This is a genomic window from Lentzea sp. NPDC092896, assembly GCF_044754905.1.
In the GTDB taxonomy this organism is placed as follows: Bacteria; Actinomycetota; Actinomycetes; order Mycobacteriales; family Pseudonocardiaceae; genus Lentzea.
Genome location: NZ_JBIVPX010000003.1, coordinates 499,423 through 522,656 on the forward strand (window position 1 = coordinate 499,423; position 23,234 = coordinate 522,656).

Genomic DNA, 23,234 nt, shown 5'->3' on the forward strand with positions numbered 1-23,234 from the left:
CCCTTTCGGAGTCTTACTCAACAATTCGATGCGGCACGAACGCCGCGCCATCGTCGGTCACCAGACCGACCGTTTCCCGGATGCCGAGGCCTGCCGCCGTGTCGCCGACGACCCAGGCACCCAACGCGGGGCGGTAGCCGTCGAACTCCGGAAGCGGATCGAACAGCTGGTACACGAAGCCTTCTTTGCCGTACACGCCGCCGGTCTGCGTCTCGTAGCCGGGAGCGACGATCTGGATGTTCGACCCCTCGCGGCCGAGCAGCGGCTTGCGCACGTACTCGGTGAGCATGCCGGGGTCGTTCAGGAAGGCGGGGAGCAGGTTGGGGTGGCCCGGGTACATCTCCCACAGGACCGCGAGCAGCGCCTTGTTGGAGAGCAGCATCTTCCACAGCGGCTCGACCCACAGCGTGCCGGGCAGCGACTCGACGGCGTGGCGGCCGAACTGCTCCTCGACCACCCACTCCCACGGGTAGAGCTTGAAGACCGTGCCCATCGGGGCCTCTTCGAGGTCGACGAACCGGTTGAGCAGCGTGTCCCAGCCGACCTCCTCGATCGCGAGGCCCACGGTGTTCAGACCGGCCTCGGCGGCCGTCTCCTGCAGGCAGGCGATCGTGAGGTGGTCCTCGCCGGACGGGTCGGCACCCGACCAGGTGAAGTGCAGCTCACCGGAGGGCAGCTTCGCGCCGATCTCCGTCCACCGCTCGACCAGGCGCTCGTGCAGCGAGTTCCACTGGTCGTCGTCCGGGAAGACGTCTTCCTTCCAGTGCCACTGGATGTAGCCGGCTTCCAGCAGTGACGTGGGGGTGTCCGCGTTGTACTCGAGCAGCTTCGCGGGACCGGAGCCGTCGTAGCGCAGGTCGAAGCGGCCGTAGACGTGCGGGTCGCGGCGGCGCCACGACTCGGCGATGTGCGGCCACACCCACTCGGGGATGCCGAAGTCGCGGTACCGCTCGGTGAGCACCACGTTGTCCACCGCGTCGAGGCACATGGAGTGGAGCAGCTCGACGTCGGCTTCGAGCGAGAGGATGTCGCTCATCTCGAACACGTAGTGCACCGACTCGTCCCAGTACGGGCGGTCGGCACCGTTCGCGTACTTCGCGGGCAGGCCGAACACCAACCCCTGGTCAGAGACCGTCCGCTGCCAGTTCGGCCGCGGCTGCGAGGTTTCACGACGCAACTGTGCTCAGCCTCCGCTGCTGGAGGAGCCGCTGCTGACGCCGAAGCCGCCGCGCTGCACCGACGTGCCCGACTTGGTGCTGACGTTCGCACCCTTCGGGATCGTGTAGCTGCCGCCGGTCACCTTCTGGCCGACCGCGCCCGAGCCGCCGTAGTTGTAGCGGTACGAGCTGCCACCGATGTAGATGAAGCCGCCGCTCGAGTAACCGCCGTGACTGCTGTAGTACGACTGGTCGCAGTAGTCGTCGTCGACGATCACGTTGTTCGAGTCGGTGCACTGCGCCGTGACGTTCTTGGGGCTGGCGGCCGCGTACCAGATCGCGACCAGCGCGATCACGCCCACGGTCACGCCACCGCCGATGAGCAGGCGCTTGCGCGTCTTGCGCTTCTTCTCGAAGGCGGCGGACTCGGCGGCGAACCGCTCCTGCTGCGCCTTCAGCGCGGCGGCACGAGCGCGTTGCTCGGCGACCGTCGCCTGGCGCGGCTTCGTCATGCCGGCCTGTTGCTGGCGCACCTTGCCCTTGGCAGGCGGCTGTCCCGGCTGGTTCTGGCCAGGCTGAGGAGCCGCCGGCTGGTACGGCGGCGGCTGCTGGCCTGCCTGCTGAGGCTGGCCGGGCTGTTGCGGCTGGCCGGGCTGTCCCGACGGCGACCCAGGCTGGGGCGTCGGCTGGCCAGGTCCTGGCAGGTTGTTGTCAGTCATCACCACTCCCGCGGGCAAGGTACCTAGCGAGACAGCTGAAACATGGCCAATTCAGTGACGAGTGTCCTAATAGCAACACTCGACCCCAACCCGGCGCACAGCCGCCTCACACGGCACGGGCATCATGGTTGAGATGTCTCCGAGCGCCGGTTGGTTGAGTCGATCTGGTCACATCCGCGACACGCGGCTTGTGATGGTCGGCGCTTTCGTGGGCGCGTTCGGCTTGTTGATGTTGTCCGCGTTCACGTCTGTGCTGGCAGGAGGACCGCTCGGGTCCAAACGCGAGCTCGTCAACGCCGCGTACCAGGCCGTCGCGGGCGAATGCCTCAACTGGGAGAAACCCGACCTGTCGGACGCGCAGAAGGTCGACTGCACGGCCGCGCACAAGTTCGAGGTCAGTGGAACGGCCGACATCACGGCCGCCTACCCGAAGGAAGCGCCGTTCCCGAACGGCGAGGCCTGGGAGAAGATCGCGCAGGACAACTGCGCGCAGGCGTCGACCACCTACATGGCCGGCAAGCTCGACCCGAAGGGCAAGTACGGCGTCAGCACCCTGAACCCGGACGAGAGCCGCTGGTCGAGCGGCTACCGCCAGCTGCGGTGCGGCCTGCAGGTCACGGCCCCCTCCGGCGCCGCCCTGCCGTCGTTCGGCAGCGCGAAGACCCAGGACCAGTCGAACGTCTACGACCCCGGTGTCTGCGTCGCGCTCGCCGACAACAACACGGTCGGTGACCCGATCGAGTGCGCCAAGCCGCACGCGTTCGAGATCGTCGGCGTCGTGCAACACCCCGAGGGCGCGTTCGTGGCGCCCGAGCAGCAGGACACCGTGATGTCCGAGAAGTGCGCCGCGATAGCCGCCGACTACACCGGCGGCGCCGACCTGAAGGCGAAGAACCTGCTGATCACCTGGGACACGCGCGCAGAGGAGAGCTGGGCCGTCGGCTCGCGCAAGGCCAACTGCAAGATTGGCGCCGTCCCCCAGGGAGAGAAGCTCGTGGCGTGGGAGGGCACCGTCCGCAACCCCAACGGCGCGCCGCTGACCACCGCGAACCCGCCGCAGACCACCTCGGTCAAGGCTCAGGCCGAGCCCACCGGCGCCCCGCTGCACTCCGAGTCCGGCCAGCCGCCCTCGGGCGAGTCGGGCAAGCCCTCCGACTCCGGCAAGCCCGACAAACCGTCCTCCAGCGCGCCCCCTTCGAGCACTGAGAACCGATGACCGTCGAGATGACCCGAGCTCGCTTCGACGAGCTGGTCGAAGAGGCCCTGGACCTGGTCCCGCCCGACTTCATGCACGCGATGAACAACGTCGTGGTGCTGGTCGAGGACCGAAACCCCGACGAGCCGTCACTGCTCGGGCTCTACCAGGGCATCGCGCTGACCGAACGCAACTCCGACTACGGCGGCGCGCTGCCCGACCACATCTTCATCTACCGCGAGGCGATCCTCGACGTCTGCGACACCGAGGACGACGTGATCGAAGAAGTGATCATCACCGTCGTGCACGAGATCGCGCACCACTTCGGGGTGGACGACGCCAAGCTGCACGAGCTGGGCTGGGGCTGACCTGCGCCTCACCCGTGGCCGCGTAGCTTCGCGCGCATGGGGAGAGTGCTGGGGGCGTTCTTGCTGGTGCTGGTGGCGGGCTGTTCGGCGCCACCACCTGAGCAGCCCTCGCCGAATGCGATCACCACCATTCCCGAGGAACCGACCTATCCACCGGAGTTCCGGTCCGCTGAGGAGGTGGGACCGTTGACGCCGACGGACTGGCTCTACATCGGCGGCGGGGCCGCGCGGTTCGGGCCGCCGCTCTACCCGCAGTACCGCCACCGCATCAGGTACGGCGGACGTCCGACGAAGCTGATGGTCCACTTCCACAACGCGGGCGACGTGACCGTGACCGCACCGACCATCGCCTTCCGGCTGCTCCCCATCGAGTGGGACACCGAGACCATCGTCATCGGCGCTGACGGCGACGGGTGGACCTGCGAGACCACCGAGGAGTCGGCGACCTGCCGCACCGCTGCCGAGGTCGCCCCCGGCGAGGTGCTGCCTCGAATCGCCGTCGAGGTGACGAAGCACCCCGACTCGGTCAGCGGCGGGCCCGGCAACGGCCACGACTTCACCGCCACGTTCGACGACATCGTCTACGAGGGCCACCTCGACTGGGACACGAGCGTCTGAGTCACTGGTCGAGCGCTCGCTCGATCGCCCGGCGCGCCCGGCCGACCGCAGCCTGGTCGTGCTGGAGTTGCATAGCCGCGTTCAGCGCGAGCCCCGCGGCCAGGATCTCGAACAACGCCTGGTCGACGTCGAACCCGCGCGGTAGCTCGCCGCCCTCCACCGCCGCGACCAGGTCCGCCCGCAGCTGTCCCTGCCAGCGCGACCACACCTGCGCCACCGCGTCGCGCACCGCGCCGGGCCTGCCGTCGTACTCGCTCAGCGCCGCGGTCATCAGGCAACCGCCGGGCAGCAGCGGTTCCGCCAGGTAGTCCACGGAGTTCGCGCACACCACGCGCAGCCGCCGCAGGCCGGGCGGTTCGGTCAACGCAGGTTCGACCACGCGGTGCCAGAAGTCGACGAACGCCTTGTCGAGCGTGTCGATCTGCAGGGTCTCCTTGGTGCCGAAGTGCTTGTGCACCCCGGACTTGCTCATCTCGAGCTCCTCGGCGAGGCGGCCAATGGTGATGCCGTCGAGGCCCTCCTCCGAGGCGATCTCGGCGGCGCGGCTCAGGATCCGGCCTCGGGTGAGGAGCGCGTCGGCTGCGGAGCGTCGCGGGGACATGTGACGAGAATAGCGTACGCACGTTCGCTATTGATTTGGCGAACGCTCGTACTCTAAGTTCGGCTCACCGACGTGAGGAGTGCGAGATGCGAGTGCGACGACTGGGCTGGGCAGGCATCGAGGCCGAGGCCGGCGGGGCGCGGCTGGTGATCGACTACGTGCAGGACCTGTCACCGCTGTTCACCGGCTGGCGGCCGGGGATCGGGCTGACGAGGCCGGGCGGGAAGGTCACCGCCGCGCTGGTCACGCACCTGCACCGCGACCACACCGACGCGACGGCGCTCGCCGACGTGCTGACGCCGGGGGCCCCGGTTCTACGCCCGGCGCCCGGACACGGCGACAACGTGGACAACGTGACGACGTTGCTGAGCGAGCACGAACTGGCCGAGCACCGGCTGGCCGCCGAGGTGGTGGACACCTGGTCCGAACGCGAGATCGGCCCGTTCCGCGTCACCGCCGTCCCGTCCGTCGACGGGCTGGGCGATCCCCAGCTGAACTGGGTGGTGGAGGCGGACGGGCAGCGCGTCTTCCACGGCGGCGACACGATGTTCCACGGCTGGTGGTGGCTGGTCGCGCGGCGGTTCAGCCCGTTCGACGCGGCGTTCCTGCCGGCCAACGGCGCGGTCGTGAACGCACCGCACCTCCAGCCGCCGAGCCCGGTGCTCGCCGCGATGGACCCGTTCCAGGCCGCCGCCGCGGCGACGATCCTCGGTGCCAGGCACGCCGTGCCGATGCACTACGAGCAGGAGCAGCCGGTGAAGCTGCCCGGCTACGTCGAGGTCGCCGACCCGGAGGGTGAGTTCCGCGAGCACGCGGGGCAACGCGCGCACGTGCTCGCCCTCGGGGAATGGCTCGACCTGGGCTACTGAACCTCGACGCCCGCCCACGACCGGCACACCCAGCCGTCGCCGTCGGACTCGAGCACCACGACGCCGGTGTTCGGCAGCAGGTTCTCCGCGAGCTCCACCGGCACGTTCGACGCCAGCGCCAGCGCGCCCATCCGCCCGGCGCCACCGTGCGTCACGACCATGACGGTGCCGTCCTGCGCGATCGACTCGACCGCGCCCAGGAACCGGTCCAGCACCTGCTGCCCGGACTCGCCGCCGTCGGGAAACGCCACGTCAAGGGCGCCCTCGGCCCACTTGATGACGGTTTCCAGGTAGGTCTGGTAGGCCTCGGTGTCGTTGCGGCCCTCCAGGGAGCCGACCTGGATCTCCTCCACGCCCTGCAGGATCTGGACGGACAGGCCGAAGCGTTCGGCGGTGGGTGCGGCGGTCTGCTGGGCGCGCAGGCCGATGCTCGCGTAGACCGCGACGATCTCCTCGGCGGCGAGGGTGTCGGCCAGTTCGCGGGCCTGTTTGCGGCCCAGTTCGGTGAGCGGGGGACCTGGCATGGCCGTGTCCAGCCTGCGTTCGATGTTCGACGCCGTCTCACCGTGCCTGACCAGCAGCAACCTCACCCGCGCTCGCCCTTTCTGACAGCATCGACCCAGGAGGCGGCTGCGGCGAACTCGGCGTTGTGAGCCTCGACGGGCCCCTGGTCGGCCTTCGGGAAGGACCCGAGGAACCGGATCTCGCGCGAGTGTCGGTGCAGCGCGGCCAGCGCGTCACCGATCCTCGGCTCTGCGATGTGCCCCTCGACGTCGATGTAGAAGCGGTACGTCCCCAGTTTGCCCTTTTGGGGGCGTGATTCGAGGCCGGTGAGATTGATGCCACGCAACGCCAGCTCGGTGAGCAGCTCGGACAGCACGCCCACGCGGTTCGGGGTGGTCACGACGACGCTCGTGCGGTCGGCACCCGTCGGTTCCGGCAACTGACCCGGACGCTGGAGCAGCAGGAACCTCGTGCGTGCGTCGGGCACGTCCAGGATGTCCGTCGCGTACTCGTCCAGCTTGTAGTGGTTCACGGCAACAGGAGCGGACACGGCCGCATCGAACTCGCCGCGCTCCACAGCCGCAGCGGCGGCCGCAGTCGACGAGGTGGCGATCGAGGTGACGCCGGGCAACGAGGCGGCGATCCACTCGCGGACCTGGGCCAGCGCGTGCGGGTGCGACGCGATGGTGCGGATCTCACCGGTGCCGGGACGCACCAGGACGCTGAACCGGACGTCCAGCACCGTCTCGGCCACCGCGACGACCGGTTCGTCGCGCACGAGCGCGTCCAGCGTCGCCGGCACGGCACCCTCGACGGAGTTCTCGATCGGCACGCACGCGAAGTCGGTCGACCCGTCGCGCAACGAGGCGAAGGCGAGCGGGATGGTCTCGACGGGGACGAGTTCACCCTCGAACCGCATCGCGGCCTGCTCGGTGAAGGTCCCCTGTGGTCCGAAGTACGCAATGCGAGGCACCCGCACACAGTAGAGGCGCGAATCACGCCTGTGTCGGGGGCCAATCCTGGGTTCCGCCGGGACCGTTCGAACTGGAATGCTTGGGGCGTGCCCGCTCTAGCGCCAGAACTCGTGTTGTGCGCGGTCGACGAACCGATGGCGAACGCCTGGCTCGCCGTGGCGAACGGCCGCGCCGGGGTGCGGGTGCATCGCGGGTCCGTTCTGGACATCCACGCGCAGGCCATCGTCAGCCCGGCCAACTCGCAGGGCTGGATGCGCGGTGGCATCGACGCCGTCTACGCCACGGCGTTCCCCCAGGTCGAGAACAACGTCCGCAGCGCCGTCCTCGCGCTGCACGGCGGTGAGCTCCCCGTCGGCGAGGCGCAGATCGTGGCGACCGGCGAGACCGAGCCGGCCTGGATGATCAGCGCGCCGACCATGCGCCTGCCCGGCGAACGGCTGCCGGTCGACACCGTCCACCCGTACCTGGCCGCGCGCGCCGTGCTGATGCTCTGGCTCACGGGACGCCTGGAGGACGGCACGCCGGTGCGCGACGCCGTCCACACCATCGCGATGCCGGGACTCGGCACCGGGGTGGGAGGCGTCGCACCGTCCACGTGCGCCCATCAGGTCGCCGCCGCGTGGGACGAGGCGTTCAACCCGCTGCACGTGTGAGTTCCGGTTGTGCACAACCCTGTGGACAGAGCTGTGGACAGCTGTGGACTACTGCCGTGGCGCGACCCATCGTTCCAGGTCTATCTCGTCTGTGATGGGGATGCCGAACTCCCCCACCGCCGGGATCTCCGGCTTGAGCTTGCGCGCCTCGCGGACCGCGTCCGGTCTCAAGGCCGCCAGTTTGAAGCCACGGCGCTGGTAGAACCGGACCGCGTCGAGGTTGTCGTTGGTGGTCGTCAGGCGCACCCGGTTGCATCCGAGCGTGCGTGCCTGGCGAACCGCGGCGTCGACCAGCGCGGTGCCGACGCCCCGGCCTCGCCGAAGCGCGTCGATCGTGACGATCTCCAGCTGGTGGTTCGCCACCGCATAGGTCAGCAGACCCAGCACCTGACCCTGCTTCTCCACGAGGAAGCCCGGCAGACTCGCCGGGAAGAACACCTCGCCGTGCGCGACGGCGGTGTGCGCTCCCCATAGCTCGAGAACCAGTCGGGCGACAACTATGCGATCTGCTTCCTCGACCGGTCGTACCGAGCCTTCTGCCATGACAAGAACTGTGCCAATTTGAGTCACACTCAGGAACAGCCATTCGACGTACGGTGGATTCGTGCCAGTGCGAGTTTTGTTGGTTGACGATCACGAAGTAGTGCGCAGAGGACTGCGCGAGATGCTCGACGACGAGTCGGACATCTCGGTCATCGCCGAGGCGGGTTCCGTCACCGAGGCGGTGACGCGAGCAGGAGCGAACCCTCCCGATGTGGCCGTCGTGGACGTTCAACTGCCCGACGGCAGCGGCGTCGACCTCTGCCGGACGCTGCGGGACCTTGGCATTCGTTGCCTGGTGCTGACCGCATTCGACGACGAAGAAGCGCTCGTCGGCGCGATCATGGCCGGGGCGTCGGGCTATCTGCTCAAGCAGGTTCGCGGTCAGGACGTCGTCACGGCCGTGCGCGAGGTCGCGGCTGGACGGTCCCTTCTGGACCCCGCGACCACAAGCCGAGTACTCGAACGGATGCGCAATCCGTCCCCGGTTGGCCTCACCGACCAGGAACAGCGCGTGCTCGAACTCATCGGTGAGGGCCTGACGAACCGCCAAATCGGTGAACGGCTCTTCCTCGCGGAGAAGACCGTGAAGAACTACGTGACGTCCGTTCTGTCCAAACTCGGCATGGAACGCCGCACGCAAGCCGCCGCGTGGGTGGCTAAACGGGGACGGACCAGGTGAGCGTCGTCCCGTTCGGCGAACTCACCACGCGGAAATCGCCACTCGCGGCCTTCGCCCGTTCGGCGAGGTGCCGCAGCCCGCGCTGAGTCACGCCGGACGGGATGCCGCACCCGTTGTCGGCGACGCGCAGCAGCAGGTGCTTCTCATCGCGCCGTACGTCGATCTGGACGTGCGTGGCGCCGGAGTGCCGTACGACGTTCGACAACGCCTCACGCAACGCCGCCCGCGCGTCGTCGGCGTGCTTGCGCGGCACGTTCGCCAGGTCGCCGGCCACGTGCAGGCGCGGCGGGAAGCCGAGCAGCTCACCGGCCGTGCGGACCTCGGCCTTGATCGAGTCGTGCAGGTCGGCGGAGTCGGCCGGGTCGGTGTTGCGCAGCTTGCGGACGGTCGCGCGGACCTCGGCGATCGTCTCGTCGACCAGGTCGACGGCCTCCTCGATGCGGGCGCGCTGCGAGGTGTCGAGCTTCTTGCCCAGGCGCCGTTGCAGCAGGCTGATCTGCACGCCGGCGCCGTAGAGCCGCTGGATGATCACGTCGTGCAGGTCGCGGGCGATCCGTTCGCGCTCCTCGTAGACCGCGACGCGCTGCCGTGCGGTGAAGCCCTCCGACAACACCACGGCGAGGCCTGCCTGCGCCGCGAACGCCGACAACACGTCCACCGTCTCCTGCGTGAACGGCGGCTTGTCCCTACGCCGGTACACGGCCAGAGCGCCGATCTTGCGGTCCGAGGTGCCGAACGGCGCCACGGCGAACGGTCCGTAGTTCCGCAGTGCCTGCGGCACGTACGGGGCCGTGCGCGGGTCGTTCGCGACGTCGTCGGCCATGACGGGAACGCCTGTGCGCGCGGCTTTGGCGGCGGCACTGCGCGGGCTCAGCGTCGCGACGACCGGCTCACCGCTGGACGCCTCGACGGTCAGCGTGCCGTCGTCGTCCTCCGTGGCGAGCATGGCCAGGCCGAGGTCGGCGTCCGCGATCTCCGCGGCCGCCTTCACCACGAGCCGCAGCACGTTCTCCGGGTCTTCCAGCGCCGCCGACGTGATCTCGGTGGACGCGACGAGCACGCGCCGCGCCAGAGAGGGGTCCATGGTCCTCAACGGTATGCGGGTGTGCCGAGGTCCAGCACCAGGTCCGCCCTCGCCGCCTCGTCCGGGCGGTGCGTGATGTGCAGAACGGTCCTGCCGTCCTGCCTGAGCTGCCGCAACAGCCTGCGCGCGGTCGGTTCGTCGAGGTGCGCGGTGGGTTCGTCGAGCAGCACCACGTCGGCGTCGTGCAGCAACGCCCGCGCCAGCGCCAGCCGTTGCGCCTCGCCGCCCGACACCTGGTCGGGCCTGATCACCGTGTCGAGCCGGTCCACCCACTCCGGCAGACACGCCCCCCGCAGCGCCTCGCGGAGAGCCTCGTCGTCGTGCTGTCCCGACATGCGCAGGTTCTCCCTCACCGTCGTGCTGACCAGCATCGGCTCCTGCGGGCACCAGGTCGCCCTGGGCAGTTCGACGATGCCGCGTTCGGGCTGCAGGAAGCCCAGGAGCAGCGCGAACAGCGTCGACTTGCCGCTGCCCGACGGCCCGACGATCGCCACGTGCGTGCCGGGCTCGATGTTGAGGTGGAGGTCTTTCAACGTCGGCTCGGTCGCGCCGGGCCAGCGGACGTCGACGTTCTCCAGCCGGATCCGCTTGCCGCGCGGCTGCTCGGGGCGTTCCGGCGCATCGAATTGCAAGCGCGCACTTGCTTCTCGCAGTGCCCTGCGCTGCTGAGCGGCCAACGGCAGCGCGGCCAGCGGTTCGGCGAGGGCGAGCGGGACGAGACCGAGCACCGGGTTGCCGGTGGTGGCGCAGATGAGGGCCGCCGCACCGGTCGCGAGCAGGACGATCGCCGTGGCCGCGCCCGTGCCGAACGCCTGCCGGCGGGTCTGTCCCGCGAGCTCGACGTCCTCGGCGTGCAGTTGGGCCAGCAGGCGGTGGTGGGCGTCGTGCGCGATGAGGTCCGGTGCGGCGACGAGGGCGTTGATCGTCTCGCTGGCGACCTTGCGACGGCCCCTGGAGAGCTTCGTGCTGGCCCGCCGCTCGGTCCACACGGCGACGGCAGGTGCCGCGAGCCCGGCCGCGAGCAGCAGACCGCCCAACGTCAGCGCGGCGACCGGGTCGATGAACGCGAACAGGACCGTGGTCGCGATGCCCGCACCGATCGCCACGACCGGCGGCACCAGCACGCGCGGCACCAGGTCGCGGACGGTGTCGACGTCCTCGACGAGCCGTTGCAGACCATCGCGGCGTTGCGTGCGCACGAGTCGCAACCAGAGTTCGGCGCGCAGGTCGTTGGCAAGGCGGAACGTCTCGTCGTGGGTCACCAAGCGCTCGACGTAGCGGAGCACGCCCTTGCTCAGCGCGAACGTCCGCACGCCCACGACCAGCACCGACAGCGTCAGGATCGGCGGCATCTCGGCAGCACGGGCGATCAGGTGGGCGGCCAGGGCGGTCAGGGCGATGCCCGCTACGGCCGCGAGGATGCCCAGGCCGGCGCCCTTCCACGGGATCGGCAGGCGCTTCGGCCGTTCCTGCTGGGTCTCCTCGGTGACGACCCTGGCGAACGTCTCGTCCTCGGTCGTCTCCTTCTCACGGTGCGAGGCGAGGACGACAGCGGCCGTGTCGCTAGCTCTCTTGATCGCTTTGTCGACTTTGCGACTTGTCACCGGGTCGAGGTGCGCGGTCGGTTCGTCGAGCAACAGCACCGTCGCGCCGTGGCGAACCCTCAGCAGGGCGCGCGCAACTGCGACGCGTTGGCGTTCACCGGTTGAGAGGTCGGTGATCTGGCGGTCGAGCAGATGCGCGGCCACGACCTCGTGGGCGACCTGCTCGATGTCCTCGGCGCCGGGAACCGTGAGCTCCAACTCGGCGCGCGGGGTGGCGGCGGCGAACGCGGGCTTCTGCGGCACGTAGGCGATGTCCCCGGCGACGAACGCGGTGCCGTCCGTCGGCTCCACGAAGCCCAGCAGCACCTGGAACGTCGTCGACTTTCCGGCACCGCTCGCGCCTTCAAGTCGATGAATCTCCCCCGGCCGCACGTCGAAGCTGATGCCGTCCGGCGCGAAACCTCCGCGCCGGAGCACCCGCAGGTTGTCGACGTGGACCGAACCGCCGGGCAGCCGCGGCCTGGTCTTGTCCTCGTGATCGACGACTTCAGCGACGCGCCGAACCGCTTCCAGTCCGTCCTCACTGGCGTGGTGAGCGGCACCGGCGGCGCGCAACGGCAGGTAGCACTCGGGCGCGAGGATCAGCACGACCAGCGCGGTCATCAGCGTCATGTCACCGTGCACGAGCCGGATGCCGACGCCGACCGCGATCAACGCAACGCTCAACGACGCCGCGATCTCCAGCACCAACGCGGACAGGAACGCGATCCGGAGCGTGCCCATCGTGGCCTTGCGGTGCTGCTCGCCGATCTGCCGGACCGCACCCGCCTGCTGCTTGGCGCGGCCGAAGACGGTCAGCACCGGCAGGGCGCGAAGCAGTTCGAGGAGCTGGGCCGAAAGCAGCTCGGTGACGTCGGCGGCCTTGCGAACGCGCTTCTCGGTGTACCAGCCGATCAAGGCGGCGAAGACCGGGATCAACGGCACGGTCACCGCGATCAGCACGGCCGACGGCCAGTCGGTGAAGAGGATCCACGCACCGGCCAGCGGCGGCACGATCACGGCCGTGACCAGCGCGGGGAGGTAGCGGGTGAAGTAGGCGTCGAGCGCGTCGAGGCCCTTGGTCGCGAGCACCGACAGCTCGGCCGTGCCGCGGTCGGCGATCCAGCCGGGGCCGCGTTCGAACGACTTGGCCAGCAGCTGGGTCCGCAGCTCTTCCTTGGCGCCGGCGGCGGCGCGGGCGGCGGCCGATTCCGTCGCCCACGACAGGCCCGCGCGCGCCAGGATCGCCACGGCCAGCAGCGGAAGGCCTTCGCGGGTCGTGATCACCGATGCCAGCGCGACGGCCTGGGCGACGAGCGCCAGGGCGTTGAGGAACGCCAGCGCGCCCACCCCGACGAGGGCGCGCCTGGCGTTCCTGGAGAGCTGGGGCAGAGCTCCCAGCGGGCCTCGCTTCATCAGTGCGCTGCCGGGATGTGCTGGACGCCGATGCGCTTGCGGAACACCCAGTACGTCCAGCCCTGGTAGACCAGCACCGCGGGTGTGCCGAAGGCGGCGACCCACGTCATGACCTTCAGCGTGTAGGGGCTCGACGCCGTGTTGGCGACCGTGAGCGACCACGCGTCGTTCAGCGTCGACGGCAGGACGTTCGGGTACAGCGTCCCGAACAGCACCACGACGCTCGCCGCGATCGCCAGTCCCATCAACGCGAACGACTGTCCGTCGCGGTCCACGGCCAGCCTCCACATCGCGAGGCCGAGGATCGCCACGACCACGGCGGCCCAGAGGCCGGCGGCGATCACGAGCAGTGCCACGAGCGGCAGAAGTGCGACGGGCGCAAGGACCAACGCAACCCGGCGAGCTCGTTCGCGGATCTCACCCTCGGTCTTCAGCGCCGTGAACACCGCGCCGTGCACCAACGCGTATCCCGCGAAAGCGAGCGCCCCCACCACTGTGTCGAGCCTGATCGCCGCGAACGGACCGCCGACGCGGTCACCGTTCGCGTCGATCGGCAGGCCCAGCACCGTCGTCGAGATCAGCAGGCCGACGCTGAGCGTGGCGACCCACGAGCCCACCACGATCGTTGCGTCCCAGGCCTTTCGCCAACGCGGGTTGTCGACCTTGCCGCGGTAGTCGAACGCGACCCCACGCCCGATCAACGCGATGAGGAACAGGGTCAGTGGCAGGTATGCGGCGCTCAGCAGCGCCGCATACCAGCCGGGGAAGGCCGCGAACGTGGCACCGATCGCGGTGATGAGCCACACCTCGTTGCCGTCCCAGACCGGCCCGATGGTGTTGATCATGACTCGGCGTTCGCGGTTGTCGCGTCCCAGCACGGGAAGCAGCATGCCGACGCCGAAGTCGAATCCTTCGAGGAACAGGTAGCCGAGCCACAGCACGGCGATCAGAACGAACCAGAGCGTTTCCACGTCGCCTCTCCCCTAGTACGCGAACGCCAGGGCGCCGTCGTCGGTCTTCTGCGGCAGCACACCGGGAATCCCGCCTCGGACGTACTTGCGGATCAGGTAGAACTCCACGACCGCCAGCACGGTGTAGACCGCGGTCAGCGCGATGAGCGAGGTCAGGATCTCGCCGGGCGTGGACTGGCTGACCGCCTGCGCGGTGAACATCCACACCCCGTCGACCCCGCTCGGGTTCGGCACCACGACGAACGGCTGCCGCCCCATCTCGGTGAAGATCCAGCCCGCGCTGTTGGCCAGGAAGGGAGTCGCGATGCCGGCGAGACCGAGTGCCGGGAACCACCAGCCGGTGGGCGTCCGGTTCTTCCGGGTCAACCAGAGCATGAGGACGCCCAGCCCGGCCGAGATGCCGCCGAACCCGATCATCAACCGGAAACCCCAGTACGTCACGGGAAGCGCGGGCACGTAGTCGATCGGCTTGCCGCTGAGCTCGCCGAGCCGTTCGTCGACGGGGTAGAACTCGCCGTAGCGCTCCTGGTACATCGGGACGAGGTCCTGGATTCCCTTGACCTCGCTGCTGAAGTCGTTGTGCGCCAAGAAGCTCAGCAGTGCGGGCACCGTGATGCTCTTGACGTTCTCGCAGTCGGGCCTGGTGACGTCGCCGATTGCGAAGATGCTGAAGCTCGCAGGCTGTTCGGTGTGGCACAACGCTTCCGCGGCGGCCATCTTCATCGGCTGCTGTTCGAACATCAGCTTGCCCTGCAGGTCACCGGTGATCGCCAGGACGCTGAACGCGACCACGCCGACCCACGTGCCGAGCTTGAGCGAGCTGCGCCAGACCCGTTCCTCCTCCGACCTGCGGTGCAGGTGCCAGGCGGCGATGCCCACGAGGAAGGCGGCCGACACCGCGAACGCGCCCGCGATGGTGTGCGGGAAGGCGGCGAGCGTCGTGTTGTTCGTCAGCACGGCCCAGATCGAGGTGAGGCGCGGACGGCCCTCGTGCATCTCGATGCCGACCGGGTGCTGCATCCACGAGTTGGCGGCGAGGATGAAGTACGCGCTGGCCATGGTCGCGAGGCTGAACGCCCAGGCGCACGCCAAGTGGATCTTCTTCGGCAACTTGTCCCAGCCGAAGATCCACAGCCCGAGGAACGTCGACTCGACGAAGAAGGCGACGAGCGCCTCCATCGCGAGCGGAGCGCCGAACACGTCACCGACGAACCGCGAGTAGGCGCTCCAGGCCATGCCGAACTGGAACTCCTGCACGATGCCCGTCACGACACCCATGGCGAAGTTGATCAGGAGGAGCTTCCCCCAGAACTTCGTCATCTTGTAGTAGCGCTCGTCGCCCGTGCGCACCCACGCGGTCTGCATCCCCGCCACCAGCAGGGAAAGGCCGATCGTCAGCGGCACCATCAGGAAGTGATAGACGGTGGTGATGCCGAACTGCCACCGCGCGAGTTCGAGTACGTCCACGTTGACGAGCGTATGTGTGGATCACGACCACTATCAGGTACGACGGTCCCGTTCGGACTCGGGACCTAAGTCCCGTGCGCGAAGTCACGCCTTTCGGGTGACATGCGTCGGTTACGATGATTTCGCCAGAGGGGAGTAGTTCCCGCCGGAGTACGTTGCCGGTGGCGTGGTGATCGACATACTGATCCGCCTTCGAGTGGATCCGGTCCCACACCCGATGCTTGTGTCGGGCGAACGAGACCTCCGGCCGGGTTGCAGCATGCCCGGTCGGGGTCTGTTGCGCCTCCGTCCGGGTTCGTATTCGGACGTGGAGGACCTTCGTGGCCACATCACTGCTCGCGTTCATCACCGCCTTCGCGGTGGTGTTCCTCGTCGAGCTCCCGGACAAGACCATGGTCGCCACCCTGGTGCTGACCACGCGTTATCGCGCCTGGCCGGTGTTCGTCGGCGTCGTCGCGGCCTTCGCCGTGCAGAGCGTGGTGGCCGCCGCGTTCGGTTCGGCCATCACCCTGCTCCCCGACCGCCTGGTCGCGGGCGTCGTGGCGCTGCTGTTCGGCATCGGCGCGTTCATGCTCCTCCGAGAGGGCTTCTCGAAGGACGAGGACTCCGCCGACGAGGCCGGGGCGAGCGCTGCCGTGCCGTTCTGGCGGGCGGCTCTGACCTCGTTCGGCGTGCTGTTCGCAGCCGAGTGGGGCGACGCCTCGCAGCTCGCGACCGCCGGCATCACCGCCCGCTACGGCGCACCGGTCGCCGTCGGTCTGGGCGCCTGGCTGGCGCTGGTCGCCGTCGCCGGGCTGGCCGTGCTGGTGGGGCGCAAGCTCGCCGGGCGGTTGCCGACGCACTGGATCCAGCGGGTGGCCGGAACGATCTTCGCGGTGTTCGCCGTGATCGCGCTGACGCAGGTGTTCTAGCCGGTCACCAGACCGGACGGAGCCCTGGTTGGTCCTCGCCGTGGACGTGTCGCAGGTACGCGGCGAGGCCTTCCTTGATCGTGACGAGGGTGTCGTCGCCGATCGCCTCGGCCATCTCCGCTTCCAGGTCCGACCAGAGGTTGTCCGCGAACTTCAGGTAGTCGCGGCCCTTCGTGGTCAGCGTGACGTACTGGGCGCGCTTGTCCGTCGGGTGCGGCTCCCGCAGGACGTAACCCCACTCGTCGAGCTCGGTGACGATCTTCGCGGCCGCCTGCTTCGTGACGCCGAGGTGCTGTCCGATGTCGACGGTCGTCGCGCGCCTCTCCTTGAGGAACCGGAAGACGTAGCCGTGGGCGGGCCGGAGCGGTTCGAGGCCGATCTGCCGCAGGCGGTCGTGGAACTGGTCGCCCATGGCGCGGTACGTCATCGCCAGCAGCATCGGCACCGGTTCCATCTTGCTTCCCCGAACTAGGTAGACAACCTGGTTGACCTTATTCTAAGGTTAGACAACTTGGTTGACTACTTTGGAGGTTGTCTTGCTGGTCACGGGGGATTCCGCGGAGCTGCACGAGTTCGGCGGGTTCGAGTTCAGGTCGCTGGCCGTGCCGTCGCGCGGCAGTTCGGAGATCGCGCTGTGGACCGTCGACGTGCCGGAAGGTGGCGACGGAACGCCGCATCGCGCGTCGAAGGAGGAGGTGTTCTACGTGCTTTCCGGGTCGGTGACGATCCAGGGGCACCACGCCGGTGTCGGCGACGCCGTCGTGGTGCCGCCGAACACCGAGCTGGCGCTGACCGGCGGGCCGGCGCGAGTGCTGGTGGCCACGTCGGTGGGCATCCAGGGCACGCTGGCGGACGGGCAGACGATCACGCCGCCCTGGTCGGTCTAGTTCGCCGCGGAGCCTTCTTCACGAGGAGGCTCCGGCGTCGTGTCCGGGACCTCCTCGCGCAGCTCGCGGGCGAACTTCTTGGCGTCGTCGATGAGTTCCTGGGACTCGTCGAGGCGGCTCTCGTCAGGCGGGGTGAGTTCGGTTTCGGCCGACGTCGTGAGGCGGTCTTCGTCCGGTGTGGTCACGGCTCTGGGATCGGCGAATCCGCCGATCGTGAAACTCCGGCCATCAGGCCGCGGACGTGCGCGGCCAGGCGTTCGGCGATCTCCAGGTCCCACTCGTCGTCGGCGGCCGGTTGAGGGGTCTCGCCCGCCACCACGCGTTCGCCGAGCAGGCGGCGCTCGGCGGGCGTGAAGTCGGTGATGGCTCGGCGGAGCAACGGGAGGGCGTCGTCGAACGCCTCACCGCGCAGGCCGCTGAGCCATTCGTCGATCAGGCCGAAGAGGCGTGGGTCGGCGGCCAGGAGGGTGGCCGAGCCGCGGAGGAAGCCGGCCACGAAGGCGCTCGCGACGTTGCGGTGCAGGCGGGCAGCCACGTCGTCGCTCGTCAGTTCGCCCGCTTCCCAGAGCAGGCGGGTGGCCCTGCCCGTCGGGAGGCCGTGGGCCTCGGCTTTGACGAGGGCGTGCAGGGCTCGCCACCAGGTCTTCTGGTGGTCGTCGTCGGCCGCCAGGCGGGTGGCCTCGTGGGCGCCGTCCACCACCTGGAGGGCGTGTTCCGCCGTTTCGTCGTCGACGTTGCGGCAGGCGATCGGGAGGCCGACGGCCCCTCGGGTGAGCAGGCCGTGCAGGGCCACGCGCAGCAGTTCCGGGTCGGTGCCCCGGACCGAGCCGTAGCGGACCGTCCTGGCCAGGTCTGGGAGTGCGGCGAGCAGTTCGAGGGCGTCGGTGGCCATGGCGGCGCAGCGGTCCAGCGCCTGGCGCGCCTCGGTCACGGCGGCCGGGAGTTCGCAGCCCACGGACTTGGTCAGCGTCGCGGCGGCGTCGGCGACCCGCTTGGCGTCCTTGGCGGCCTGGGTGAGGACGTTCTCCGCCGCCGTGTGGACCGTGGTGCCGTGGCGGGCGGCCACGGCGACGGACACCGCGAAGATCGGGTCCCAGCGCAGCTGCCAGACCTCGGCGAAGGTGCCGAGCGAGTTGGAGCGGTCCGGCTTGCCCCACGGGACGCCGAGGACTTCCAGGCGTTGCAGGAGTTTCGAGCGTTCGCGGTCGGTGTCCTTGCGGAGGTCCAGCTTGAGCGGCTTGGGCTGGACGTCCGCGGGGAGGCGGAGTTTGCGTTGCAGGCGTTGGAGATCCGCGGCCAGGGGCGAGCGCGGGACGGCTTCGCCCACCTCGCCGAGGCGTTCGCCGACGACGAGTTTGCGGTGGACCAGCTGGAGCGGGATCTCGTCGCCGCCGCAGAGGACCGCCAGCGCCGCCTCGTTCACCTCGCTCAGGCCCGCCGACGGGCGTTCCCGCAGCGCGGCAAGGGTTTCCGCGAGGCGAACGGCCTCCACGGCGCTCGCGGTCGAGGCCGGGAGGTCTTCCGCGCGGAGCACGGCCGCGGCCTTGGCGAACCAGCGCGGGACCACGTCGGCCTGGTGCTGCCAGAGGTGCGCGTACCAGCCTGGGGAGTCGACGCCGGCGCCGTAGCCCGACTCGGCGGCCAGCTGACCGTGGCTCCACGGGACCCAGGTGCCGGAGATCTTGCGGCGGCGCAGGCCTTTCAGCAGCGCGGTGTCGGCGGCGACGGTCGGCTTGGTGAGCAGCGCCGGGACGTGCCACGCACCGCAGACGACCGCTATCGGACCGTCGGTGTCCTTGCGCGCCTTGCGGATCGTCTGACGCATGAACGCTTCTCGGCGCAGAGTGCGTTCGCCTACTTCGCCTTCGAACTCCTTGCGCACGGAGACCATGGCCTCGGCGATGGCGTCCGCGAGATCGAGCGGGTCCGACGCGCTGTGCTCGACCACGTCCTCCCACCAGCGTTCCGGGTCGTCGAAGCCCGCGGCCTCGGCGAGCAGGCCGATGGGATCGACGTTGCCGCTTGGGCCGTCGTCTCCGATCGACGCCGCCGCGGGCAGGTCGAAGAAGCGGGCCCGGACGCCGTTCTCGGCCGCGTAGCGCAGGGCCTGCCACTCCGGGGAGAACTCCGCGAACGGCCAGAAGGCGGCGTTCTCGGGTTCCGTCTCGTCGTGCAGCAGGATCGCGACCGGTGGGGTGAGGGCGTGGACGTGTTCGAGGAGCGAGTCCGCCTCGGGTGGCCCTTCGATCAGGATGAGCGCCGGACGCGTCTGCTCCAGCGCCCGCTTGACCATCCTGGCCGAGCCGGGGCCGTGGTGCCGGATGCCCAGCAGGACAGGCCCGGAGTCAGGCTCAGTCACCGCTGGCGTCCAGGCAGGCCCGGTAGAGGTCGCGCCACTCGGAGCGCTCCTTCAGCACCGTCTCCAGGTACTCCTGCCAGACCGTCGCGTCCGACACTCGGTCCTTGATCACGGACCCGATCAGGCCGCTGGCCAGCTCGTCCGCGCCCAGCGTGCCGTCGCCGAAGTGGCCGGCCAGCGCCATGCCGTTCGCGATGACCGAGATCGCCTCCGCCGTGGACAGGCTGCCGCTCGGCTTCTTCAGCTGGGTTCGACCGTCCACGGTGGAACCGTTGCGCAGCTCGCGGAAGATCCGCACGACCCGGCGCACCTCGTCGAGGGCGGGCGGCTCGGCCGGCAGCTGGAGCGCCTTGCCGAGCTGCTGGGACCTGGTGAGGACGATCTCGACCTCGGCGTCCTCGGTCGCGGGCGGCGGCAGCACGACGGTGTTGAAGCGCCGCGCGAGCGCCGACGACATCTGGTTGACGCCCCGGTCCCGGTCGTTGGCCGTCGCGATGACCGTGAAGCCCGGCACGGCCTGGATCTGCGTGTTGAGCTCCGGCACCGGCAGCGACTTCTCGCTCAGCACCGTGATGAACGAGTCCTGCACCTCGGACGGCATGCGGGTCAGCTCCTCGACCCGCACGACCGTGCCCAGCTGCATGCCGCGCATGACCGGGCTCGGCACGATGGCGTTCTCGCTCGGGCCCTCGGCGATCAGGCGGGCGTAGTTCCAGCCGTAGCGGACCTGGTCCTCGCTCGTGCCGGCCGTGCCCTGGACCACCAGCGTCGAGTCGCCGCTGATCGCCGCCGCGAGGTGCTCGGACAGCCACGACTTCGCCGTGCCCGGCACACCGACGAGCAGCAGCGCCCGGTCCGTGACCAGGGTGCCCACCGCGACCTCGACGAGCCTGCGCGCGCCCACGTACTTCGGCGAGATCACGGTGCCGTCGGGCAGCGTGCCGCCCAGCACGTAGGTGACCACGGCCTGCGGGGACAGCCGCCAGTTGGGCGGCCGCTGCCGGTCGTCCTGGGCCGCGACGGCTTCCAGCTCGGCGGCGTACTGCTGTTCGGCCGTCGGCCTGAGCACGGCGGTCACTGGGCCTCCTGAGGCGGTGCTGGTGCGAACGATTCACGCAGTCGGATGCGGAGGCGGAGAACCTCCAGTTCCAGGGAGTTCTCCGGCCAGCGACGGGTCAGAGCCTCCCAGCTCGCGCCGAGCAGGTCCGCGTCACCCCGTGCCAGCAGCACGGCCGGCGGACGCCCCGCCCGCCAGCGCGGGTCGGGCAGAGCCGCGTACCGGTGCAGCAGCGCGCGGGTGGTCTCGGGCGACCACGGCGCCGGGAGCTGGGCGCAGGCGTGGTCGAGGAGGTCGTAGTGCCAGTTCTTCGACACGGCGACGACCGCCTGCTCGGCGACCGCGGCCGGCAACGCCGCGAGCATTTCGAGCTGTTCCATGCCGGTCAGCGTCTCGGCGGCGGCCACCGCCCACGGCCGCGGGTCCGCTGCCGCGGCCAGCTGGTCTGAGATGCCCCGGAGGAGCGCACCGGCCCACGGGCCCCTCCTGACCATGTCGGCGGCTTTCGCGTCGTCTGCCTTGAGGGTCGAGGTCCAGTACGACGGCGGCACACTCGCGGCCGCGGCCCGCATGCGACCAGCCACGCCCTTCTCCGAGCCGTCGCGCATGAGGTCCCGCTGCTCCGCCGCGTCGGGCTGCCCGGTCCACAGCTCGTCCGGCCGGACGTCGAGCCCGTCCGCGGTCAGCCGGAGCCCGTGCCGCAGCCGGTGTGCCGCGCGCGCACCGAGGCGCGTGGGCGACAGCTTGCGGAGCAGGCGGAGGGCCTCGTCGTGGACGGCCGCCGCCTTGTCGTCGAGGGCGGCTTCGAGCAGGCGCTCGTCCTGCGGGCCGAGGCCGGTTTCCAGGGCGCTGATCAGGACCTGGCGGTCGGCTGATCGGCGGGACTCCACGAACTCCCGCGCGATGAACGCGCCGACCCCGGCCGGGTCCGCCTTGCGCTTGCGACGCAGGGCGCGAACTCGTTGGGCGCTGGGCAGGTCGAGGATCTCCTGAAGCGGGACCTCGTCCACCAGCGGTGCGGCGCCACTCGCCCAGGACCAGCCGGGACGGGTGCCGGCGAGCCAGCGGCCGCGCGTGCCCAGGACCTCGACCACGGCGGCGCGCAGACCGGGCCGGGCGGTGCCGAGGGCGAGCAGGGCGGGCAGCATGCGGTGCTCGGCCACGACGGTGTTGGCCTTGGCCAGCGCGCACCACTCGGTGAGCAGGACCTCGTCGTCGACGCTCATGATCGCGTCCAGGACTGCTCTGGCGGCCGGCCTGGGGAGCTGGGCGGTCTCCGGTGGGGCCAGCGGCACCGGGTCGGTGGTGGCCTCCTGCGGGAGGGTGGCGCCGAACGCGGCCACGCCCAGGGCGGCGCAGTCGGACAGCAGGGCCGTCGGGTCGCCGCCGCCTCTCGTGGTGCCGATCAGGAGGTCCTGGACGGTCTGGGACCACTCGGCCTTCACGCCACCACCTCCAGGGCGCCGTCCAGCGCGATCGCTCCCAGGCGGAGGGCGTGGCCGTCCCAGAGGCCCCAGGCGTCGAACGGGGTGCCGCCGGTCAGCGCCAGCGCCATGTCCAGGCCGGTGTCGTCGCGAACCGGCAGCGCGTGACCGGAGGCGTCGACCAGAGAGGCTCCGTGCGGGCGGACGGTCGCGCAGCCCAGCGGGAACAGGCGCTGCCACGGATCGGCCATCAGCATCGGTTCCAGCGATGCCAGCGACTCGCGCCAGGTCGAGGGGGCGGGAACCGGGTCAGGGGCCCGAGAGCCCTCCAGTTCGCCCAGCGCCACTCGGTCCGACGCCGGGTACGGGTGGACCAGTGCCGAGGACTCCAGGCCGTGGGGCAGCAACGGGACAGGCGCTCCGACGGCGGAGTGGCGGATTGCCACCGCCCAGCGGCCCGTCTGACGGCCCCAGCACCACTGGCGGATGGTCCTGACCCTGCCGTCGTCGGTTTCCAGGCGCAGCAGGGCGACCCAGCGGTCGGAGATTCCTGGAGAGGCCTTCACCGTCTCCTCGGGCACGGTGACGCCCAGGCGGGTGCGCGGCTGCACGAAGCACAACAGGTGCAGGCCGCCCAGGCGGTCGGCCACGTCGGCCGTCCAGCGGGGGCCCGAGCGCGCGACGATCTCCTGGATCTCGGTGACCGCGGCGGCCACTCCTGGCACCTGGGCGTCGATCATGCGGGCGGTGAACGCCTGCCACCACGAGGCCGGGCGGCCTGGCAGGGACGCGATGCCGGCCGAGGCGACGTCGAGGAGCCAGTCACGCAGGCCGTCGATGCCGGAGGACATCGCGGACGCGCGGTTCGCCGCCGTCTTCTCCCGGGCACGCAACCGGCGGGCCACGGCCTCGGGTGAGGAATCCAGCTCACGAGCCGCACGCCGCTGGGTCCACTCCTCCACCCAGTCGGGCGGCAGCGCGTCCGGGATGTCCAGCTCCTGCAGGCTCACGGCGTGCTTGCAGGGGAACTTGCGGGACGGGCAGGTGCACTTGGCCGAGCCCGCGGCCAGGTCGACGCACACGCGGTACGGCAGCGAGCCGGAGCCCGTGTAGAGGCCCCACAGCACCGGCAGGGCCTTGCCCAGGCCCTGCCAGCGCATCGGAACGGCTCGTGTCCTCACCAGACCAAAGTAGC

The 23,234-nt window shown here is 70.1% G+C and carries 24 protein-coding genes; 8 read left to right on the forward strand and 16 right to left on the reverse strand.

The genetic code is table 11. The annotated features are described in order from the left end of the window. Positions 1-13: 13 nt before the first annotated feature. Complete coding sequence (locus ACIQF0_RS18115) at positions 14-1,177, reverse strand: glutathionylspermidine synthase family protein (protein ID WP_401030694.1); 1,164 nt, start codon at positions 1,175-1,177, stop codon at positions 14-16. Between the two features lie 6 nt (positions 1,178-1,183). After that, the gene (locus ACIQF0_RS18120) at positions 1,184-1,876 is read right to left on the reverse strand and encodes a hypothetical protein (protein WP_401030696.1); all 693 of its coding nucleotides are present in this window, start codon (positions 1,874-1,876) and stop codon (positions 1,184-1,186) included. A 193-nt stretch (positions 1,877-2,069) separates the two neighbouring features. Here ACIQF0_RS18120 and ACIQF0_RS18125 point away from each other — a divergent pair, with 193 nt between their 5' ends. From ACIQF0_RS18125 to ACIQF0_RS18135, 3 genes are read left to right on the forward strand one after another with little or no spacing between them, the layout of a single operon-like run. Continuing rightward, a complete protein-coding gene (locus ACIQF0_RS18125; RefSeq protein WP_401030698.1) occupies positions 2,070-3,092 on the forward strand; it encodes a septum formation family protein in 1,023 nt (340 codons plus the stop codon). Next, a complete protein-coding gene (locus ACIQF0_RS18130) occupies positions 3,089-3,439 on the forward strand; it encodes a metallopeptidase family protein (protein WP_401030700.1) in 351 nt (116 codons plus the stop codon). The genes ACIQF0_RS18125 and ACIQF0_RS18130 overlap by 4 nt, the downstream gene beginning before the upstream one ends. A 36-nt stretch (positions 3,440-3,475) precedes the next feature. Next, entirely contained in the window at positions 3,476-4,057 is a 582-nt protein-coding gene (locus ACIQF0_RS18135) for a hypothetical protein (RefSeq protein ID WP_319976238.1), read from the forward strand. 1 nt (position 4,058) lies between these two features. Here the strand turns inward: ACIQF0_RS18135 and ACIQF0_RS18140 are convergent, their stop codons facing one another. After that, positions 4,059-4,658, reverse strand: coding sequence for a TetR/AcrR family transcriptional regulator (locus ACIQF0_RS18140; protein WP_401030702.1), 600 nt, complete (start codon positions 4,656-4,658; stop codon positions 4,059-4,061). Positions 4,659-4,744: 86 nt separating this feature from the next. Between ACIQF0_RS18140 and ACIQF0_RS18145 the strand changes: the two genes are divergently transcribed. Next, positions 4,745-5,527 (forward strand): MBL fold metallo-hydrolase, encoded by a 783-nt coding sequence (locus tag ACIQF0_RS18145; RefSeq protein ID WP_401030704.1) that lies wholly within the window; start codon positions 4,745-4,747, stop codon positions 5,525-5,527. Here ACIQF0_RS18145 and ACIQF0_RS18150 read toward each other — a convergent pair. After that, positions 5,521-6,117 carry a histidine phosphatase family protein gene (locus ACIQF0_RS18150; protein WP_401030706.1) on the reverse strand — a complete coding sequence of 199 codons (597 nt, stop codon included), beginning with the start codon at positions 6,115-6,117 and terminating at the stop codon, positions 5,521-5,523. The two genes, ACIQF0_RS18145 and ACIQF0_RS18150, sit on opposite strands and share 7 nt — an antisense overlap. Beyond that, entirely contained in the window at positions 6,114-7,004 is an 891-nt protein-coding gene (gene pheA, locus ACIQF0_RS18155; protein WP_401030708.1) for a prephenate dehydratase, read from the reverse strand. The genes ACIQF0_RS18150 and pheA overlap by 4 nt, the downstream gene beginning before the upstream one ends. A gap of 135 nt (positions 7,005-7,139) precedes the next feature. Between pheA and ACIQF0_RS18160 the strand changes: the two genes are divergently transcribed. Further along, the gene (locus ACIQF0_RS18160) at positions 7,140-7,658 is read left to right on the forward strand and encodes a macro domain-containing protein (protein WP_401031455.1); all 519 of its coding nucleotides are present in this window, start codon (positions 7,140-7,142) and stop codon (positions 7,656-7,658) included. A gap of 48 nt (positions 7,659-7,706) precedes the next feature. On the opposite strand, the gene ACIQF0_RS18165 is transcribed toward ACIQF0_RS18160, so the two are convergent. Continuing rightward, positions 7,707-8,201, reverse strand: a complete 495-nt coding sequence (locus tag ACIQF0_RS18165; protein WP_360047173.1) for a GNAT family N-acetyltransferase — start codon at positions 8,199-8,201, stop codon at positions 7,707-7,709. A 61-nt stretch (positions 8,202-8,262) separates the two neighbouring features. Here ACIQF0_RS18165 and ACIQF0_RS18170 point away from each other — a divergent pair, with 61 nt between their 5' ends. Then, positions 8,263-8,880 carry a response regulator gene (locus ACIQF0_RS18170; RefSeq protein WP_401030710.1) on the forward strand — a complete coding sequence of 206 codons (618 nt, stop codon included), beginning with the start codon at positions 8,263-8,265 and terminating at the stop codon, positions 8,878-8,880. On the opposite strand, the gene ACIQF0_RS18175 is transcribed toward ACIQF0_RS18170, so the two are convergent. From ACIQF0_RS18175 to ACIQF0_RS18190, 4 genes are read right to left on the reverse strand one after another with little or no spacing between them, the layout of a single operon-like run. After that, entirely contained in the window at positions 8,858-9,964 is a 1,107-nt protein-coding gene (locus ACIQF0_RS18175) for a GAF domain-containing sensor histidine kinase (protein WP_401030712.1), read from the reverse strand. The two genes, ACIQF0_RS18170 and ACIQF0_RS18175, sit on opposite strands and share 23 nt — an antisense overlap. Before the next feature lie 5 nt (positions 9,965-9,969). Continuing rightward, a complete protein-coding gene (gene cydD, locus ACIQF0_RS18180; RefSeq protein ID WP_401030713.1) occupies positions 9,970-12,963 on the reverse strand; it encodes a thiol reductant ABC exporter subunit CydD in 2,994 nt (997 codons plus the stop codon). Next, complete coding sequence (gene cydB / locus ACIQF0_RS18185; RefSeq protein WP_319976247.1) at positions 12,963-13,934, reverse strand: cytochrome d ubiquinol oxidase subunit II; 972 nt, start codon at positions 13,932-13,934, stop codon at positions 12,963-12,965. The genes cydD and cydB overlap by 1 nt, the downstream gene beginning before the upstream one ends. A 12-nt stretch (positions 13,935-13,946) precedes the next feature. Then, complete coding sequence (locus tag ACIQF0_RS18190; protein ID WP_401030716.1) at positions 13,947-15,401, reverse strand: cytochrome ubiquinol oxidase subunit I; 1,455 nt, start codon at positions 15,399-15,401, stop codon at positions 13,947-13,949. A 320-nt stretch (positions 15,402-15,721) separates the two neighbouring features. Here ACIQF0_RS18190 and ACIQF0_RS18195 point away from each other — a divergent pair, with 320 nt between their 5' ends. After that, positions 15,722-16,312 (forward strand): TMEM165/GDT1 family protein, encoded by a 591-nt coding sequence (locus tag ACIQF0_RS18195; protein WP_401030718.1) that lies wholly within the window; start codon positions 15,722-15,724, stop codon positions 16,310-16,312. Positions 16,313-16,316: 4 nt separating this feature from the next. On the opposite strand, the gene ACIQF0_RS18200 is transcribed toward ACIQF0_RS18195, so the two are convergent. Further along, entirely contained in the window at positions 16,317-16,766 is a 450-nt protein-coding gene (locus ACIQF0_RS18200) for a MarR family winged helix-turn-helix transcriptional regulator (protein ID WP_401030719.1), read from the reverse strand. Between the two features lie 82 nt (positions 16,767-16,848). Between ACIQF0_RS18200 and ACIQF0_RS18205 the strand changes: the two genes are divergently transcribed. Beyond that, positions 16,849-17,199, forward strand: coding sequence for a cupin domain-containing protein (locus tag ACIQF0_RS18205; protein WP_401030721.1), 351 nt, complete (start codon positions 16,849-16,851; stop codon positions 17,197-17,199). Here the strand turns inward: ACIQF0_RS18205 and ACIQF0_RS18210 are convergent. From ACIQF0_RS18210 to ACIQF0_RS18230, 5 genes are read right to left on the reverse strand one after another with little or no spacing between them, the layout of a single operon-like run. Further along, entirely contained in the window at positions 17,196-17,384 is a 189-nt protein-coding gene (locus ACIQF0_RS18210) for a hypothetical protein (protein ID WP_401030723.1), read from the reverse strand. The two genes, ACIQF0_RS18205 and ACIQF0_RS18210, sit on opposite strands and share 4 nt — an antisense overlap. Next, a complete protein-coding gene (locus tag ACIQF0_RS18215; protein WP_401030725.1) occupies positions 17,381-19,558 on the reverse strand; it encodes a DUF5682 family protein in 2,178 nt (725 codons plus the stop codon). The genes ACIQF0_RS18210 and ACIQF0_RS18215 overlap by 4 nt, the downstream gene beginning before the upstream one ends. Then, complete coding sequence (locus ACIQF0_RS18220) at positions 19,551-20,636, reverse strand: AAA family ATPase (protein ID WP_360047162.1); 1,086 nt, start codon at positions 20,634-20,636, stop codon at positions 19,551-19,553. The genes ACIQF0_RS18215 and ACIQF0_RS18220 overlap by 8 nt, the downstream gene beginning before the upstream one ends. After that, positions 20,633-22,060, reverse strand: a complete 1,428-nt coding sequence (locus ACIQF0_RS18225) for a DUF5691 domain-containing protein (RefSeq protein ID WP_401030727.1) — start codon at positions 22,058-22,060, stop codon at positions 20,633-20,635. Before ACIQF0_RS18225 ends, ACIQF0_RS18220 begins: the two co-directional genes overlap by 4 nt. Then, positions 22,057-23,220 carry an SWIM zinc finger family protein gene (locus tag ACIQF0_RS18230; protein ID WP_401030729.1) on the reverse strand — a complete coding sequence of 388 codons (1,164 nt, stop codon included), beginning with the start codon at positions 23,218-23,220 and terminating at the stop codon, positions 22,057-22,059. The genes ACIQF0_RS18225 and ACIQF0_RS18230 overlap by 4 nt, the downstream gene beginning before the upstream one ends. Between the last annotated feature and the right edge of the window lie 14 nt (positions 23,221-23,234).

Bases quoted from the DNA above. Each gene is read 5' to 3' on its own strand.
- ACIQF0_RS18125 (WP_401030698.1), top strand. From the start codon at position 2,070: ATGGTCGGCGCTTTCGTGGGCGCGTTCGGCTTGTTGATGTTGTCCGCG.
- ACIQF0_RS18140 (WP_401030702.1), bottom strand. From the start codon at position 4,658: ATGTCCCCGCGACGCTCCGCAGCCGACGCGCTCCTCACCCGAGGCCGG.
- ACIQF0_RS18165 (WP_360047173.1), bottom strand. From the start codon at position 8,201: ATGGCAGAAGGCTCGGTACGACCGGTCGAGGAAGCAGATCGCATAGTT.
- ACIQF0_RS18160 (WP_401031455.1), top strand. From the start codon at position 7,140: ATGGCGAACGCCTGGCTCGCCGTGGCGAACGGCCGCGCCGGGGTGCGG.
- ACIQF0_RS18200 (WP_401030719.1), bottom strand. From the start codon at position 16,766: ATGGAACCGGTGCCGATGCTGCTGGCGATGACGTACCGCGCCATGGGC.
- ACIQF0_RS18175 (WP_401030712.1), bottom strand. From the start codon at position 9,964: ATGGACCCCTCTCTGGCGCGGCGCGTGCTCGTCGCGTCCACCGAGATC.
- ACIQF0_RS18135 (WP_319976238.1), top strand. From the start codon at position 3,476: ATGGGGAGAGTGCTGGGGGCGTTCTTGCTGGTGCTGGTGGCGGGCTGT.
- ACIQF0_RS18120 (WP_401030696.1), bottom strand. From the start codon at position 1,876: ATGACTGACAACAACCTGCCAGGACCTGGCCAGCCGACGCCCCAGCCT.
- ACIQF0_RS18130 (WP_401030700.1), top strand. From the start codon at position 3,089: ATGACCGTCGAGATGACCCGAGCTCGCTTCGACGAGCTGGTCGAAGAG.
- cydD (WP_401030713.1), bottom strand. From the start codon at position 12,963: ATGAAGCGAGGCCCGCTGGGAGCTCTGCCCCAGCTCTCCAGGAACGCC.
- ACIQF0_RS18145 (WP_401030704.1), top strand. From the start codon at position 4,745: ATGCGAGTGCGACGACTGGGCTGGGCAGGCATCGAGGCCGAGGCCGGC.